The organism is Stenotrophomonas sp. CASM106, assembly GCF_049384825.1.
Lineage (GTDB): Bacteria > Pseudomonadota > Gammaproteobacteria > Xanthomonadales > Xanthomonadaceae > Stenotrophomonas > Stenotrophomonas muris.
In genome coordinates, this window is the sequence record NZ_JBMRFS010000012.1 from 38,430 (window position 1) to 53,677 (window position 15,248).

The window sequence follows — 15,248 nt, forward strand, 5'->3', positions numbered from 1 at the left end:
CCGAAACCCGCGTCGTTGCTGGCTTTCCAGCTTGCGTGGGGGTAGGGCCACTGGTATAAAAGCAGCACTCGCGAATGAGTGATCGCAGTCTGGCGATCGCTGAATTCGGCGAACCGTTTCCACATGGCGGCCGCATGCAGAGCGCGTGCGGTTGCTTCCCTGTCGAATAAGCGGAACCCACCGCCAAAGGAGTTGTAGAGAATGAACAAGACCGAATTGATCGATGCCGTTGCTGAAGCTGCAGACCTGACCAAGGCCGAGTCCAGCCGCGCTGTCGATGCCGTCGTTGCTGCCGTCACCAAGGCGCTGAAGGACGGCGATGCGGTCACCCTGGTTGGCTTCGGTACCTTCCAGGTCCGCGACCGTGCTGCCCGCACCGGCCGCAACCCGAAGACCGGCGACACCATCAAGATCGCTGCTTCGAAGAATCCGTCGTTCAAGGCTGGTAAGGCCCTGAAGGATGCTGTAAACTAAGCGGCTCGCTGGGGTGCTTAGCTCAGCGGTAGAGCGTCTCCTTTACACGGAGAGGGTCGGGGGTTCGAAACCCTCAGCACCCACCACAGCACCGCGGTAAAAGTTTGAGTGTGGAGCGGTAGTTCAGCTGGTTAGAATGCTGGCCTGTCACGCCGGAGGTCGCGGGTTCGAGTCCCGTCCGCTCCGCCATTCAACGAGGCCTCCGGCCAAAAGCTGGAGGCTTTGTTTTCTCCCCGGTCCAGGCCGGCTGAAAGCAAAAAAGGTAACAACGCGGAGCGGTAGTTCAGCTGGTTAGAATGCTGGCCTGTCACGCCGGAGGTCGCGGGTTCGAGTCCCGTCCGCTCCGCCACTACATCGAGGCCCCCGGCCTGAAGCTGGGGGCCTTGTCTTCTCACCGACAGGTTCGGAAGGAAGGCGAAAAGGTTTTTGCAAGAACGGAGCGGTAGTTCAGCTGGTTAGAATGCTGGCCTGTCACGCCGGAGGTCGCGGGTTCGAGTCCCGTCCGCTCCGCCATTGCAGAATTCTTAAGTCCCTGTGAAAAAACTTTGAAAAAAGTGTTCATCGGGCTGGGTTTCCAGACAGTCTTCGGATATACTGGGCGCCTGCAAAGTTCAAGCGCGGAGCGGTAGTTCAGCTGGTTAGAATGCTGGCCTGTCACGCCGGAGGTCGCGGGTTCGAGTCCCGTCCGCTCCGCCAACTTCAAAAGCCCTCGGCGCAAGCCGCGGGCTTTTTCTTTGCGCCATGGTGGAAATGGCCGACACGCGGATGGCGCATGCCTGCCGATGTGGGCGCAGGCCGCGCTGGCGCTGCTTTTGGTCCCTGCGGCGAAGCGGGTTACACTGCCGGGCTCGCCAATAAGGCCTTGTGATTCCTCACCATGCTGCAGAAACTCCGCGACAAGACCTCAGGCTGGATCGTCACTGTGATCCTGGGGCTGCTGATGATTCCGTTCCTGTTCGTGATCGACAACAGCTACCTCGGTGGCGTTGGCGCACAGAACGTGGCCAAGGTTTCCGCGCCGCCGACCTGGTGGCGTTCGGCGCCGTCGTGGTGGCCGGTGCGCATGCTGTGGCAGCACCACGAGATCAGCTCGCAGGATTTCCGCACGCGTTTCGAGCAGGAGCGCATGCGTGAGCGCCAGCAGCAGGGCGACAACTTCGACCCGCGCGCGTTCGAGAGCACCGAGAACAAGATGGCCGTGCTCGATCAGCTGATCGACGAGCAGGTCGTGCGCCTGGTCGGTGAGCAGGCGGGCGTGGTGATCGGCGACGGCGCGGTGCGCGAGTACATCGCGACCATGCCCGCATTCCTCGATTCGAACGGCAAGTTCAACGAGAACAACTATCGCCTGGCCCTGGCCGGCGGCAACCCGCCGCGTACGCCGACCCAGTTCCAGGAGCTGGTGCGCGAGAGCCTGCAGCAGTCGGTGATTCCGTCGGGCCTGCAGAGCTCCGGCTTCGTCACCCAGGCAGAGACCGAGCGCCTGTTGAAGCTGCTGGGCGAAACCCGCGACGTCGAGCTGGCCGCGTTGCCGCCCGTACCGGCCGATACCGCGCCGGTCACCGATGAGCAGATCAAGCAGTGGTACGACAGCCACGGCAAGGATTTCCGCCAGGCCGAGAGCGTGTCGCTGGAGTACGTCGAGATCAACGGCGCGAACCTGCCGGCACCGGCGGCGGCCGATGAAGCCACCCTGCGCAAGCGCTATGAAGACGAGAAGGCGAAGTTCACCTCGCCGGAGCAGCGCCAGGCCTCGCACATCCTGATCACCGGTGACGGTGCAGAAGCGAAGGCGAACAAGATCGCTGCCGAAGCCAAGGCCGCTGGTGCCGATTTCGGCGCGCTGGCCAAGGCCAATTCGGAAGATCCGGGCTCCAAGGACCAGGGCGGGGACCTGGGTTGGGTCGAGCGCGGTGCGATGGTGAAGCCGTTCGAGGACGCGCTGTTTGCGGCCAAGGCCGGTGATGTGATCGGCCCGGTGAAGACCGAGTTCGGTTACCACATCATCAAGGTGGCCGCTGTGCGCGGTGGCCAGGGCAAGTCGTTCGAGGAAGTGCGTGACACGCTGGCCGCCGAACAGCTGAAGGCCGACGGTGAGCGTGGCTTCAACGAGCTGGCCGGTCGCCTGGTCGATGCCATCAACAAGAGCCCGAGCGACCTGGCCGCTGCCGCCAAGGAAGTGAACCTGCCGCTGCAGACGCTGGGCCCGATCACCCGCGCGACCGCCAGTGGCATTGCCGCTGACCCGGCCGTGCTGCGTGCGGCGTTCTCCGACGTGCTGGTGCAGGACGGCACCGCCAGTGACCCGATCGCCCTGGGGGGCGCGACCAACCACAGCGTGGTCATCCGCGTGGCTGCGCACACCCCGGAACAGGCCCTGCCGCTGGACAAGGCTCGTGAACAGGTGATCGCCGCGATCCGCGCTGACCGCCAGCGCCAGGCCAGCGACAAGGCGGCCGATGCCATCCTGGCCAAGCTGAAGGCGGGTGCCACCCTGCAGTCGCTGGCCGCCAGCGAGAAGCTGCAGCTGAGCCCGATGCCGGGCCTGCCGCGCAGCCAGCCGGTGCCGACCCCGGAAATCAACCGCGCGATCTTCAGTGCGCCGGTGCCGGCCGAAGGCAAGCCGAGCTATGGCAAGGTCGACGTCAATGGCCACGCGCTGCTGTTCGCGGTGAACAAGGTCAATCCGGGCGACATCAAGGAAGTGACTGCAGAGCAGCAGAAGCAGCTGAAGGAACAGCTGAGCCAGATCGATGGCATGGCCGCGGCCAAGGCCTACATCGAGGCGATGCGCAAGAAGTTCGTGATCCAGACCACCGAGGCGAACCTGTAAGCCTTGCGGCTGCATCCATGAGAAAGGCCCGGCACTGCCGGGCCTTTTTTTGTGCCTGCCGATGTGTAGCGTCGAGCCATGCTCGACTGCGTCTGCCGGGCGCAGGCATGAAAAAGCCGAGCAAGGGCTCGGCTCTGCAGGAAACAGGGCAGGGCGCGGCGGTGCCGCCCCGGACTCAGTCTTCCACGCGCAGCACGGCGCCCGGCTTCAGCACGCTGCTGCCGCTCAGGCCGTTCAGCGACAACAGGGCCTTGACCGGCATGCCGTAGCGGCGGGCGATGGTCCAGGCCGACTCGCCATCACGCACGGTGTGGCGGCGGCTGCGCGGACGATCAGCGATCGCGGCGACGGTCTTGGCCACCTGCGGCGTCGGTGCTGCGGTGGCGACTGGCGCAGCGCTGGCGACCAGGGCGGATGCGGTGTCCGCGACCGTCGCATTGGCAGCCGAGACAGGAGCCAGCACGCGGGTGGTACCCGACGAGGCGCGGCCACCGCCCGCCAGGGCGGGGTTGAGGCGGGCGATCCTGGCCGGGTCCAGGGCGCGCTGTGCGGCCCACTGCTGGACGCTGGTGCCGGCGGGCAGGGTGTGGTCCTTCAGCACCGGCACGGTGCGGTCCAGCGAGGCCATCACGCCCGGCTGGTCTTCCACGTCTTCCAGCACGCAGGCCAGGGCATGCAGCTTCTCGACGTAGGCATGGGTGACCGGCGACAGGCCGGGCAGCGCCGACGGCTTGGCGTTCTGCGCGTTCATGCCGGCCTTGCGCATGGACTGCAACACGCGGTACTCACCGGCGTTGTAGGCCATGGTGGCCAGGCGCCAGTCGCCGCCGAACATGCCGTGCAGGGTCTTCAGGTAGCGCACTGCGGCCTGGGTGGAATCGACCGCCGACAGGCGGCCATCGTAGCCGTTGGCCATGGGCACGCGGTGGTTGCGCGCGGTGGTGGCGATGAACTGCCACAGGCCGGTCGGGCCGCTGCCATTGCGGGCATTGGGCCGGTAGCCGCTTTCCACGAACGGGATCAGTGCGAATTCGGTAGGCAGGTTGGCCTTGCGCAGCTCTTCAACCACGTAGCCGAACAGCACCAGCGCATCGTCATCCTGGTTGGCCAGGCGCGACGGGGCGTGGGCGAACTGCTTCTGCCAGCGCGGGCTGGTGGCCTCGGCATTGCAGGTGGGCTCGGCCAGGCCGTCGCGGAAGCTGGAGAAGATCTCCTGGCCATTGCGGACCGACGCGGCCGGCAACGCGGCCGGATCCAGCGGCAGGGCCGCCGCGGCGGCCAGGTTCTGGCCGATGCCCGCGCCCAGCGACTGGGCACCGGCGGTTCCGGCCAGCCCCAGGACCAGGCCCAGGGCCAGCGGCAGACTTCGGCGCATCATGCGCGGAAGCCGTCTTTCCAGTGCCGGAGACCGGCCATGACGTCGACGTCGTCAACGACGTCGCGGCCCAGGTGCGCCGCCACTGCCGCGCGGATCGGCGCCGTGTGCACACGCAGGAACGGATTGCAGTCGAATTCGTTGGCCAGGGTTACCGGCAGGGTGGAACGGTCATCGCGGCGCATGGCCAAAGCCTCCTCTTGGCGCTGCCACAGGGCAGCGTTGGCGGGGTCGACATGCCGCGCGAAGACGGCATTTGACACGGTGTACTCGTGGGCGCAACAAAGCAGCAGTTGCGCGGGCAAGGTACCCAGCTTGCGCATCGATGCCAGCAGCTGGGACGGCGTACCTTCGAACAGGCGTCCACAGCCCAGGCTGAACAACGAATCTCCGCTGAAAAGATGTTCAGCAGTGTGAAACGCGATGTGGCTGCGGGTATGCCCGGGCACGGATAGTACGTGGAACGTCCGGCCTAGTGCCTGAACGCGTTCACCTTCGCCGACCCGCTCGGTCGCTGCAGGGATGCGCTCCTCGACGGGCGCGATGACCCGTACACCGGGAAAACGTGCCTGCAACGCGGGCACGCCACCGATGTGGTCATCGTGGTGATGGGTGAGCAGGATCGTGTCCACGCGCAGGCCCTGATCGGCCAGCGCAAGCACCGGCGCGGCATCGCCGGGATCGACGACCACGGCGGCGCCAGCGTCGTCGATCAACGTCCAGATGTAGTTGTCCGCAAATGCGGGCAGGGCAGTCAGTCGCATAGAATTGGACCATGCCCGCGCTGCAGAGCACCCGTCAAGCGAGCCAGGCCCCGTGGTTCGACACTGAACCGGCGGGCTCCTTGCGCGTGCTGGAGCGGCAGTTGCTGCTGCCGCAGCTGTCCGTCCTGCCGACGCAGCCCTGGCTGTGGATCGCACCGAGTGCGGCCTGGCTGGAGGATGCGCAGCTGGGCGGGCGCGGGCTGCGGCTGTTCCGGCAGGGCCAGGGCTATGCCGGCGACACCCGCTGTGCGCTGCCGCTGCCGCTGGCCAGCGAGAGCGTCAACGCGGTCGTGCTGCAGCATGTGACCGCGGGCGATGCGGAGCGACTGCTGGACGAGTGCGAGCGCGTGCTGATGCCGGGCGGCCACCTGTGGCTGAGCAGCCTCAACCCGTTCAGCCCTTACCGCACGCATTGGCGCCAGCACGGACTGGTGGTGCGCACGCCACAGCGGATCCGCCTGCTGCTCGGCCGCCACGGGCTGGAGTGCGACGATATGCGTTACCTCGGCCCGCTCTGGCGCGGTGCAGGCAGTCGCCGCACGGGCGGTTGGGCGCCGCTGCGCGCGGCCTGCCTGTTCCATGCTGAAAAGCGCACGCTGGCCCTGCCCGGGCCGAAACCGTTGCCGGTGCGTTGGCTCGGCACCGTTGCCACCTGATCTGGAGTTGTATTGAAAACCATCGAAATCCACACCGACGGTTCCTGCCTTGGCAATCCCGGCCCCGGCGGCTGGGCTGCGCTGCTGCGCTACAAGGGCCACGAGCGTGAACTGAGCGGCGGCGAAGCGCACACCACCAACAACCGGATGGAGCTGATGGCGGCCATTTCCGGGTTGGAGACGCTCACCGAGCCCTGCAACATCGTGCTCTATACCGATTCGCAGTACGTGCGGCAGGGCCTGACGCAGTGGCTGCCCGGCTGGATCCGCAAGAACTGGAAGACCGCCGGCGGCGACCCGGTGAAGAACCGCGAGCTGTGGGAGCGCCTGCATGCCGCGACGCTGCGGCATCAGATCGACTGGCGCTGGGTAAAGGGCCACTCCGGTGACCCGGACAACGAGCGGGTGGATACGCTGGCGCGCGACGCGGCCATCCAGATCCGCGACGCCAGCCCGGTAAACTGAGGCCATGCGTCAGATCATCCTCGATACCGAAACCACCGGCCTGGAATGGAAGAAGGGCAACCGCATCGTCGAAATCGGCTGCGTGGAGCTGTTCAAGCGCCGCCCGACCGGCAACAACTACCACCAGTACATCAAGCCGGACTGCGAGTTCGAACAGGGCGCGCAGGAAGTCACCGGCCTGACCCTGGAGTTCCTGGCTGACAAGCCGGACTTCGCGCAGATCGCCGATGAGTTCCTGGCCTTCATCGATGGCGCCGAGCTGATCATCCACAACGCGGCGTTCGACCTGGGCTTCCTCGACAACGAGCTGTCGCTGCTGGGCCCGCAGTACGGGAAGATCACCGATCGCTGCACGGTGATCGATACCCTGGTGATGGCGCGCGAGCGCTTCCCGGGCCAGCGCAATTCGCTGGATGCGCTGTGCAAGCGACTGGGCGTTGACAACTCGCACCGTGCGCTGCACGGCGGCCTGCTCGATGCGCAGATCCTGGGTGACGTGTACATCGCGCTGACCTCGGGGCAGGAAGAGATCGGATTCGGCCTGGGGGATGACGATGGCGGTGGCGCCGGTGCGGCGCTGCAGGCCTTCGATACCAGCAAGCTGCTGCCGCGCCCGCGCGTAATGGCCACGCCGTCGGAGCTGGAAGCGCATGCCGCGCGGCTGGAGCGGCTGCGCAAGAAGGCCGGCCACGCACTGTGGGATGGGCCGAAGGTGGAAGAGCCCGCCAGCGCGTAATGCCTGGAAGAGGTAGTGCCGGCCGCTGGCCGGCATCTGCGTGAACACGTTTCCCGGTGAGCCGGCCAGCGGCCGGCACTACCGCCTCCACGCATGGCGTGGATCTACGGGTTAATGGCAGCGCACCAGGATCACGCTGATGTTGTCGCGGCCGCCGCCGTCGAGCGCGGCGGCGACCAGCGTGTCCACGCATTCCTGTGCGCTTGCATCCTCGAAGGCGAGGGTGCGGGCGATGCCGCGGTCGTCCACTTCCTCGGTCAGGCCGTCACTGCACAGCAGCAGCTGCATGCCGGGGCGCAGCTCGCCGCTGGTGGTGGCCACGTTCAGATGTGCCGGATCGGTGACGCCCAGCGCCTGGGTGACCACGTTGCGATGTGGATGCGCGCGTGCCTGTTCGGCCGTCAGGTTGCCCTGCGCGACCAGTTCCTGCACCACGCTGTGATCCTGGCTGAGCTGTGCCAGCTGGCCGTCACGCCAGAGGTAGGCACGGCTGTCGCCGACCCATGCCACTTCATAGCGATTGCCCTGCACGCGTGCGGCGACCACGGTGGTACCCATCGGCAGGGTGTCGTTGCGCCGCCGCGAGGCGCGGATGATCTCTTCGTCGGCGGTGCGGATGGCCTGGGCCAGCGGCGCGCCACGGCGGATCTCGCGCACGATGGTTTCCCGCGCCAGCGCGCTGGCCACCTCGCCGCAGGCGTGGCCGCCCATGCCATCGGCCACCAGCCACAGGGCCAGCTCGCTGTCACCGTAGTAGGTGTCTTCGTTGAGCTCGCGGCGCAGGCCGGGGTGGGTGAGGTGTCCGAATTCGATCATGGTGTGCAGGGGCGGGGTATTGCTGGGGAGACAGGCATCATCGGGGGGCTGCGGGCATCCGGCAAGGCATGCATCCAGGAAATTTTCACTTCATTGACCGGAATGACTTGTCGTCGGCCTGACTTCCTCGTATGATGCGCGTCCCCGGTCCGCCGGGGACCACCCGGAGAGGTGGCAGAGTGGTTGAATGTACCTGACTCGAAATCAGGCAGGCGTTTATAGCGCCTCGGGGGTTCGAATCCCCCCCTCTCCGCCAGATAATTGAACTAAGCCCTTGAGTTTCAAGGGCTTTTTTCATTTCTGGCTTAGCTAGTATGCCATCTGGTATGCCATGGGAAGCTGGCTGCTGCTGGACCATTCTGGACATCTTGGAGCCTATAAGCGGCGCGCATCGGCCTTGCTGGTCAAAGCGTTCGCATGCCAGTGCTTATGGCAGCTAATCTTGATACCTGTTGTGGCCTGATGGCCGCTAGTCGAGCTTATTCAGGTAGAGATGGGCTTCGAAGGAAGATGGTTATCAAAATGCAACCCTTGTGCGATCATCATGCTAGTGTCCGGGTAGTTGCTGATGGATAGCAGGCTTTCACCGATGGATCCACAAGGAATTGCTGACCCGGATGTGCGATCTTTCCGGGTGCACACGGATGATGAACGAACGCTTCACAGATTTGACCCAGCCACAGCGCGATCGTCTCGCGTTCGTGGAATTGCGCGTGCGCTTCATCGGGGAGATACGCCGTCAGGACTTGGTCACGCGGTTTGGCATCCAGTCCGCCGCCGCATCCAGGGACTTGGCGCTGTACAAGGAGTTGGCCTCGGGCAACATCGACTACGACTCCAAGGTCAAGTCCTACGTATTGGGGCCGGACTTCCAGCCCATCTTCGACTTCCCTCCGGAGCGGGTGCTGTCGTGGTTGACCCAGGGCTTTGGCGACGGTGAGCCTATGCGGCTCAAGGCATGGGTGATGAGCGAGAGCCCGTCACGGCTCGCGCATCCGGATCTGGACGTGCTAGCGAGCGTGACCCGGGCGATCCACCAGGAGTGTCCGCTCGGCATTGAGTACTGCTCCATCTCCAGTGGTCGCACCGAGCGGGAGATCGTCCCGTTCGCGTTGATCGACAACGGCTTGCGCTGGCTCGTCCGCGCCTTCGACCGCAAATCGCAGGAATTCCGGGATTTCGTCATTAACCGGATCAAGTGCCCCGTGGCGCTTAAGGCGCAGCTAGTGGCGCCCCACGAGATGAGTGATCAGGACATCCAGTGGACCAGGATCGTGGAACTGGAGTTGGTGCCGCACCCCAATCAACCCCGTCCCGAGATCGCGGAGATGGATTACGGCATGACTGGCGGCATGGTGAAGATGAAGCTTCGGGCAGCGACTGCCGGCTACATCCTGCGCAAGTGGAGCGTCGACTGCACCGCAGACCACAGCCTTCGTGGGCCGGAGTACAGACTATGGCTGAAGGACCACTTGGCCTTGTACGGCGTCAAGAACGCCGTGCTGGCACCAGGGTATGCACCCTTGGATGCGGCCCGAGCAGGAGCGGAATGTGACTGAACAATAGCTACCACTGCCGGCGCCGGTCGCGTCGGTAGAACAAACGAATGACGAGAATTGAGATGAAAGAATCCTACCTACCGACATTGCTGCAGATGAGGATGCTTGTCGGCTTCCTTGGCGAGCGTGCTCAGTACGCCTGGTGGCCAACGGCGTTCTATGAGGCATCAAACAAGCTCTTCCTGGAGCCGGTCTTCTCGAAAACGTCTCGCCTCGCTCAGTACCACGGTGTGCTGGAAGCAGCCAGACGATTGCACGACGAGCATTTGAGCGTGGGTAGCTACCACCTGTTCCGGTTGCCCGAAGAGGTCGAGCAAGACCTGCACGCGACCGTGCAAAGTAGCGTGGGAGAAGAACTCGCCAGCCAGGCGCCACAAAGCAAAGAGGCTGCGCTTGATGCGTTGAAGCGATTGGCTGCCACGGGCGGCACTTCCAGCGTGGGTCCAACGGCGGTCGGGGGCATCAAGGATCTCGATTCCACCGACACACTGAAGGCTATCGCTGCGGCCTATCTATCGGCGTTCACACAGAACGCCAAAACTTATCCGTATCTGGTGGGGTGATCGTGGCCGACAACACGCCCTACACGACTCAGTTGCAAGCAGGCCTTGGGCTCGTCAACGAAACCAAGACGCTGCTCGACCTGTGGTCGCCTGGCATGTCGGCGAACCAGTTGCATCAGGTCGCACTGGAATCGGGTCGATTCCCCACCGTTACCGCGCGCCGACTTCGCAACATCGTCGTCGAATGCTTCGCTCCACGCTATCTCGTGGCAGGTGGTGCACCAGCAGCACATCTCAAGCGGCTGTCCGCAACGATATCCACGGCTGACCTGACGCAGCTCATGCTCGTTTTTACGAGTCGGGCCAACCCGATCCTTGGCGACTTCGTGCGCCATGTTTACTGGGCTCGATACGCCGGTGGATACACACAGATCACCAATGAAGACGCGCGGACCTTTGTCGAGCGCGGCATTGATGACGGCAAGACCATCAAGCGCTGGTCGGAAACCACTGTACGGCGTGTCTCCGCCTATCTGACCGGATGCTGCGCCGACTACGGAATGCTCGAACGTGGACTGCGCTCAAGCCGTCGCATCCTGCCGTTCCGTATTTCGCCAGCCGTGGCCGCGTACTTGGCCTACGAACTGCATTTTTCCTGTGTCGGTGATAACGCCCTGCTGACTCACGAAGACTGGCAGTTATTTGGCTTGGCGCGCGAAGACGTGCTGGAAGAAATCAAACGACTCTCGCTGAAGGGTTTGCTCATCGTCCAGGCTGCTGGCGACGTGATCCGCATCAGCTGGAAACAACAAGACATGGAGGCGCTCTGCGATGTCCTCACTCAAGGCTGATTTCGACGAGTTGCGCGAGCGCATCCGGCACGGGCGCGAGCTTGGCCATGCGAGCTTCGAGCCGATTTATTACCTTGTCTTCCCACCAGAGCAGATCCTCGAGGTGAAGCGGCAAACGCCCGCTTGGGTGGCCAAGCTGCACCAGGAAGGCTGGGACGTGCACACGTTCTCCATCGCTGAACAGATCTGGGCCCTACTGAAAGACGACCCGTTCTGGTCGCTGTGCGTGATGGAGGACAAGTCAGCGCCCTTGGATTGGCCACGTACCAACAAGGCGCTGGCGGACATCCTGACGGCGGATAACGGCCTGCTGAAGCGGCTGGAGGATGCCCTGCAGCCGCTCGAAGCCCAGCAGAACGCGCTGCTGTTGGTAACGGATCTTGAGGCACTGCATCCGTTTATGCGCATCGGCGCCATCGAAAGCCAGCTCCAGGGCAAGTTTCACGTACCGACGATTTTTCTGTACCCCGGCGTGCGAACCGGCAAGACACGCCTGAAGTTTCTCGGCTTCTACCCGGAAGACGGCAATTACCGCTCCGTCCACGTCGGCGGCTGAACAGACAAAAGAACCCTGGGACAAACCTATGACCATTCGCTCACTCTTCGATCCAAGCAAGGACATCTACCGGACCATCGAAAAGGTCATCACCTATGGCGCCTCGCAAGAAGGCCGCCTCAAGGCTGAGATCTCTGAATACGTGGTCACCGAGAGTATTGAGGAGCAGTTCCGCAAGCTCCTCGATCGCATGCAGCTTGCGATGGAGTCCGGTGGCGAAAATGAGGTGGGCGTCTGGGTCTCTGGCTTCTACGGCTCCGGTAAGAGCTCGTTCACCAAGTATCTCGGCTTGGCGTTTGATGATCAGCGCACCATCGACGGCACGCCGTTCATCAACTACCTGCAAGACCGCCTGCACAAGCCACAGACCAAGGCGCTCCTCAGCACTGTAGCGAAGCGCTTCCCGGCTGCAGTGGTCATGCTGGACCTCGCCAGTGAAATGCTCGCTGGCGCCACGATGGAAGACGTCTCCACCGTCCTCTACTTCAAGGTACTGCAGTGGGCTGGCTACTCGCGCAACCTGAAGGTTGCCGCTTTTGAGCGCATGGTCGAGAAGGACGGTCGCACGCCCGAACTCCATGAGCGTATCGCCCAGGCGCTGCCAGGTGCCACCTGGGCTCGCGTGCAGAACAACCCACTGGCCATCGACGGCTTGATCCCGAAAATCGCCCATGAGATGTACCCGGCACTCTTCCCGGAGGCCAAGTCATTCTCGTCCAGCACCGAAGGCTTCTTCCAGTTCGAAGACCAGCGCGTGCAAGAGATGATCGACATCGTCCGCGAGAAGAGTGGTAAGCAGAACATCATCTTCATCGTCGACGAAGTCGGCCAGTACGTGGCCTCACGCGACAACCTGATCCTCAACCTTGATGGCCTGGCGAAGAACCTCAAGAGGCTGGGCGACGGCAAGGCCTGGATCATCTCTACCGCGCAGCAGACGCTGACGGAAGACGACCCGCGCGCCGCGCTGAACTCCGACAAGCTCTACAAGCTGAAAGACCGCTTCCCGATTCAGATCGACCTTGAATCGAGCGACATCAAAGAGATTTGCTACCGCCGTCTGCTCGGTAAATCGCCAGCGGGCGAGACCGAGCTTGGCAAGCTTTTCGATGCCCATGGTCAGGCGCTGCGACACAACACCAAGCTGCAGGACGCTAAGTACTACGACGCAGACTTCAGCAAAGAGAGTTTCACCAATCTCTACCCGTTCCTGCCGGCGCACTTCGACATCCTGCTGCACCTACTCGGCGCGCTCGCAAAGTCCACCGGCGGCATCGGTCTACGCTCTGCGATCAAGGTAATTCAGGATGTCCTGAAAGGTGAAGGCGGTTCCAAGGCCATGGCCGATCAGCCCGTGGGCTGGCTGGCCACCACGGTGACGCTGTACGACGAACTGGAAAAGGACATTCGCCGTGCCTTCACGTCCATCCACCAGGCGGTCGGCAAAGTGCAGATTCGCTTCCCGGATTCACAGCTACATCAGGACATCGCCAAGTCCGTCGCCGTGTTGCAGATCCTCGGCAACTTGCCAGTCTCGGTGCAGAACGTCGCCAGCCTGATGCATCCCTCCGTCACGGCACCTTCGCAGCTCGACACGGTCAAGAAAGCCGTCGAAGAGATGCTGAACGATGTGCATGTGCCGCTCGGCGAGAAAGATGGCAACCTCGTGTTCCTCAGCGAGAAGCTGCGGGATATCGAGCAGGAGCGAGGCGCGATTGCGTTGCGCACCGTGGATGTGAAGCGCATCTTCAACGATGCGCTGCGCGAGTCCTTCGATCCGCTGCCTCGCGTCAGCCTCCACGGCACGATGGCCGTCGCAACGGGCCTGAAGGTCCAGGCCGGCAGCGCCATCACCAGCCTGGCCGGTGATCAGAGCACCATCCAAACCGTTGTTGAGTTGGTGCCAGCCAGTGACTACGACACCGCCAAGAACCGGATGCTGGATGATTCCCGCAGCCGGGCGGGTCGAAACGTCATCGGGCTCTTGGCTCGCGCAAATTCCGAACTCGACGATCTGGCGAACGAAATCTATCGCTGTCAGCGCATTGCCGAGCTGCACCGCAACGAGCCCGACCAAGAGGTAAAGGACTACTGCACCGGCCAGCTCGACCGTGCTGCCAAGCTGGCGACCCAGCTCCAGAGCAAGATCAAACAAACTCTGCAAGCCGGCTCGTTTGTGTTCCGCGGCCAGGCCACGGCGGTGTCGGCACTGGATGCTGATTTGCTGGAGGCCGCCAAGAAGCTGCTCTCCGACGTTGCTGACCAGGTGTTCGACCGGTACGTAGAAGCCCCAGTACGTGCCGGAACCGACACCGCCGAGAAATTCCTGAAGGTCGCCAACCCCGCGGCCATCAGCAGCGCGCTGGACCCGCTCGGTTTGGTGCAAACCGTGGCCGGTCGTGCCTCGTTCAAAACCGACCATAAAGCGATGATCAGCATCCGCGACTACATCGACAAGCGCGGCACGGTCGATGGCAAGCGCCTGCTCGACGACTTCAGCAGCGCCCCGTTCGGCTGGTCGCCGGACACCACGCGCTACATCGTCGCGGCCATGCTTATGGCTGGAGAGATCAAGCTCAAGGTCTCGGGACGCGAAGTCACGGCCGCTGGGCAACAGGCCATCGATGCCCTGAAGACCAACAACTCCTTCAAGCAGATCGGCGTGGCCCTGCGCGACGAGCGCCCGTCCATCGAAACGCTCGGTCGGGCGGCAGAGCGGCTCACTGAACTGGTCGGTGACATGGTGATCCCGCTTGAGCAAGAGATCAGCAAGGCGGCGGCCAAGCACTTCACGCGCTTCCAGCACGATTACGGCTCCTTGGCTGAAAAGCTCAGCGGCCTTGGGCTGGCGGGTAGCGAACGCATCCGTACTTTGAACCAGGACATTGCCGATGTTCTGTTTACAGATGCGTCAGATGCTCCACAGCGTCTGGGTGCCGAAACCTCCGCCATTTACGACAATCTCAAGTGGGCGCTGGAAGTGAAGCGAGCGTTCGACAATGGGCTCGACGCTACCTTGCGTGACTTGCAAGCTCATCGTCGCGACATCGAAGCCTTGCCGGACACTGGCGTGCCAGGAGAGCTGCGCCGCGAACTTGCCGAAGACTTGGGAACCCTGTCAGAGCGCTTGGGCAAAGAAGACTTCTACAAACACACCACCGACTTCAATTCGCAGCTAACCCATCTGAAGGGCCGTTTGCGCGATGCGGTCATCACGCTCTCCGATCAGCAAAAGCTGCGTTTGAAGGAAGGGGTCGAGGATCTGCAGCGCATCACTGAGTGGGAAGAACTCACCCAGGAGGAGCGCGGCAACGCCGTGAACCGGTTGGATGGGCTTGCTCTGTCAGCCACCCAGGATCTGGCCGGACTTAAGAAACTGCTGGCTCGCGACTACGACATCAACAGCACCCTCGACGATCTTAAGCGGTCGATCCAGCGGCAGGGCCAGGAACGTCTGCGCCAGCGCATGGAGGAAGAACGCGTCAAAAACGGAGAAGAAGGTCCGGCCAAGCTGACAAAGTCGATCGCGATTCCCGTGACGATGACGTCGGCTGCGGACATTGATGCGCTGATCCAACAGCTACAGGAAATCAAGGCACAGCTTGGCCTTTATGTAGAGGCGGAAATCAACTTTGTGATGCATGGTCAGGGCGCGTGAGC

13 protein-coding genes and 6 tRNA genes are annotated in these 15,248 nt (G+C 63.2%); 16 read left to right on the forward strand and 3 right to left on the reverse strand.

Annotated elements, in window-relative coordinates; genetic code table 11:
• Positions 1 to 201 precede the first annotated feature (201 nt).
• The 7 genes from VG556_RS20010 to VG556_RS20040 all read left to right on the forward strand — a co-directional run bounded on the left by VG556_RS20010 (position 202) and on the right by VG556_RS20040 (position 3,307).
• On the forward strand, positions 202 to 474 hold the full coding sequence (locus tag VG556_RS20010) for an HU family DNA-binding protein (RefSeq protein WP_004146343.1): 273 nt from the start codon (positions 202 to 204) through the stop codon (positions 472 to 474).
• Positions 475 to 485: 11 nt separating this feature from the next.
• Positions 486 to 560 (forward strand) — tRNA-Val (locus VG556_RS20015).
• 26 nt (positions 561 to 586) lie between these two features.
• Positions 587 to 663, forward strand: a tRNA-Asp gene (locus VG556_RS20020).
• An 83-nt stretch (positions 664 to 746) separates the two neighbouring features.
• Positions 747 to 823, forward strand: a tRNA-Asp gene (locus tag VG556_RS20025).
• Between the two features lie 87 nt (positions 824 to 910).
• Positions 911 to 987 (forward strand) — tRNA-Asp (locus VG556_RS20030).
• A gap of 106 nt (positions 988 to 1,093) precedes the next feature.
• Positions 1,094 to 1,170: transfer RNA gene (locus tag VG556_RS20035), tRNA-Asp, on the forward strand.
• A 181-nt stretch (positions 1,171 to 1,351) separates the two neighbouring features.
• Entirely contained in the window at positions 1,352 to 3,307 is a 1,956-nt protein-coding gene (locus tag VG556_RS20040; RefSeq protein WP_032961821.1) for a peptidyl-prolyl cis-trans isomerase, read from the forward strand.
• A 175-nt stretch (positions 3,308 to 3,482) separates the two neighbouring features.
• On the opposite strand, the gene VG556_RS20045 is transcribed toward VG556_RS20040, so the two are convergent.
• Complete coding sequence (locus tag VG556_RS20045) at positions 3,483 to 4,685, reverse strand: lytic transglycosylase domain-containing protein (protein ID WP_046429131.1); 1,203 nt, start codon at positions 4,683 to 4,685, stop codon at positions 3,483 to 3,485.
• On the reverse strand, positions 4,682 to 5,446 hold the full coding sequence (gloB, locus tag VG556_RS20050) for a hydroxyacylglutathione hydrolase (RefSeq protein ID WP_032961823.1): 765 nt from the start codon (positions 5,444 to 5,446) through the stop codon (positions 4,682 to 4,684). Before gloB ends, VG556_RS20045 begins: the two co-directional genes overlap by 4 nt.
• 11 nt (positions 5,447 to 5,457) lie before the next feature.
• Between gloB and VG556_RS20055 the strand changes: the two genes are divergently transcribed.
• Genes VG556_RS20055 through dnaQ form a run of 3 tightly spaced genes read left to right on the forward strand, consistent with a single transcriptional unit; the run spans position 5,458 to position 7,303 of the window.
• Positions 5,458 to 6,102: a methyltransferase domain-containing protein gene (locus VG556_RS20055; RefSeq protein ID WP_041863105.1), complete on the forward strand. Its 645-nt coding sequence runs from the start codon at positions 5,458 to 5,460 to the stop codon at positions 6,100 to 6,102.
• A 12-nt stretch (positions 6,103 to 6,114) separates the two neighbouring features.
• Positions 6,115 to 6,567: a ribonuclease HI gene (rnhA, locus tag VG556_RS20060; RefSeq protein ID WP_100449489.1), complete on the forward strand. Its 453-nt coding sequence runs from the start codon at positions 6,115 to 6,117 to the stop codon at positions 6,565 to 6,567.
• 4 nt (positions 6,568 to 6,571) lie between these two features.
• Complete coding sequence (dnaQ, locus tag VG556_RS20065; RefSeq protein ID WP_100449491.1) at positions 6,572 to 7,303, forward strand: DNA polymerase III subunit epsilon; 732 nt, start codon at positions 6,572 to 6,574, stop codon at positions 7,301 to 7,303.
• A 111-nt stretch (positions 7,304 to 7,414) separates the two neighbouring features.
• Here the strand turns inward: dnaQ and VG556_RS20070 are convergent, their stop codons facing one another.
• On the reverse strand, positions 7,415 to 8,119 hold the full coding sequence (locus VG556_RS20070; RefSeq protein ID WP_014036153.1) for a PP2C family protein-serine/threonine phosphatase: 705 nt from the start codon (positions 8,117 to 8,119) through the stop codon (positions 7,415 to 7,417).
• A gap of 165 nt (positions 8,120 to 8,284) precedes the next feature.
• Here VG556_RS20070 and VG556_RS20075 point away from each other — a divergent pair.
• From VG556_RS20075 to brxC, 6 genes are all read left to right on the forward strand, one after another.
• Positions 8,285 to 8,375 (forward strand) — tRNA-Ser (locus VG556_RS20075).
• Between the two features lie 388 nt (positions 8,376 to 8,763).
• Positions 8,764 to 9,678, forward strand: coding sequence for a WYL domain-containing protein (locus VG556_RS20080; protein ID WP_004146413.1), 915 nt, complete (start codon positions 8,764 to 8,766; stop codon positions 9,676 to 9,678).
• 62 nt (positions 9,679 to 9,740) lie between these two features.
• The gene (locus VG556_RS20085) at positions 9,741 to 10,241 is read left to right on the forward strand and encodes a BrxE family protein (protein WP_032968954.1); all 501 of its coding nucleotides are present in this window, start codon (positions 9,741 to 9,743) and stop codon (positions 10,239 to 10,241) included.
• A 2-nt stretch (positions 10,242 to 10,243) separates the two neighbouring features.
• Positions 10,244 to 11,032 carry a DUF1819 family protein gene (locus VG556_RS20090; protein ID WP_049450114.1) on the forward strand — a complete coding sequence of 263 codons (789 nt, stop codon included), beginning with the start codon at positions 10,244 to 10,246 and terminating at the stop codon, positions 11,030 to 11,032.
• On the forward strand, positions 11,013 to 11,588 hold the full coding sequence (locus VG556_RS20095) for a BREX protein BrxB domain-containing protein (RefSeq protein ID WP_049450111.1): 576 nt from the start codon (positions 11,013 to 11,015) through the stop codon (positions 11,586 to 11,588). The genes VG556_RS20090 and VG556_RS20095 overlap by 20 nt, the downstream gene beginning before the upstream one ends.
• Before the next feature lie 28 nt (positions 11,589 to 11,616).
• The gene (gene brxC, locus VG556_RS20100; RefSeq protein WP_070426722.1) at positions 11,617 to 15,246 is read left to right on the forward strand and encodes a BREX system P-loop protein BrxC; all 3,630 of its coding nucleotides are present in this window, start codon (positions 11,617 to 11,619) and stop codon (positions 15,244 to 15,246) included.
• Positions 15,247 to 15,248 lie beyond the last annotated feature (2 nt).

Excerpts from the sequence above, each read along its gene's own strand:
- VG556_RS20095 (WP_049450111.1), top strand. The coding sequence starts at position 11,013 with ATGTCCTCACTCAAGGCTGATTTCGACGAGTTGCGCGAGCGCATCCGG.
- VG556_RS20085 (WP_032968954.1), top strand. The coding sequence starts at position 9,741 with ATGAAAGAATCCTACCTACCGACATTGCTGCAGATGAGGATGCTTGTC.
- VG556_RS20055 (WP_041863105.1), top strand. The coding sequence starts at position 5,458 with ATGCCCGCGCTGCAGAGCACCCGTCAAGCGAGCCAGGCCCCGTGGTTC.
- dnaQ (WP_100449491.1), top strand. The coding sequence starts at position 6,572 with ATGCGTCAGATCATCCTCGATACCGAAACCACCGGCCTGGAATGGAAG.
- VG556_RS20070 (WP_014036153.1), bottom strand. The coding sequence starts at position 8,119 with ATGATCGAATTCGGACACCTCACCCACCCCGGCCTGCGCCGCGAGCTC.
- gloB (WP_032961823.1), bottom strand. The coding sequence starts at position 5,446 with ATGCGACTGACTGCCCTGCCCGCATTTGCGGACAACTACATCTGGACG.
- brxC (WP_070426722.1), top strand. The coding sequence starts at position 11,617 with ATGACCATTCGCTCACTCTTCGATCCAAGCAAGGACATCTACCGGACC.
- VG556_RS20045 (WP_046429131.1), bottom strand. The coding sequence starts at position 4,685 with ATGATGCGCCGAAGTCTGCCGCTGGCCCTGGGCCTGGTCCTGGGGCTG.
- VG556_RS20010 (WP_004146343.1), top strand. The coding sequence starts at position 202 with ATGAACAAGACCGAATTGATCGATGCCGTTGCTGAAGCTGCAGACCTG.
- VG556_RS20040 (WP_032961821.1), top strand. The coding sequence starts at position 1,352 with ATGCTGCAGAAACTCCGCGACAAGACCTCAGGCTGGATCGTCACTGTG.
- VG556_RS20080 (WP_004146413.1), top strand. The coding sequence starts at position 8,764 with ATGATGAACGAACGCTTCACAGATTTGACCCAGCCACAGCGCGATCGT.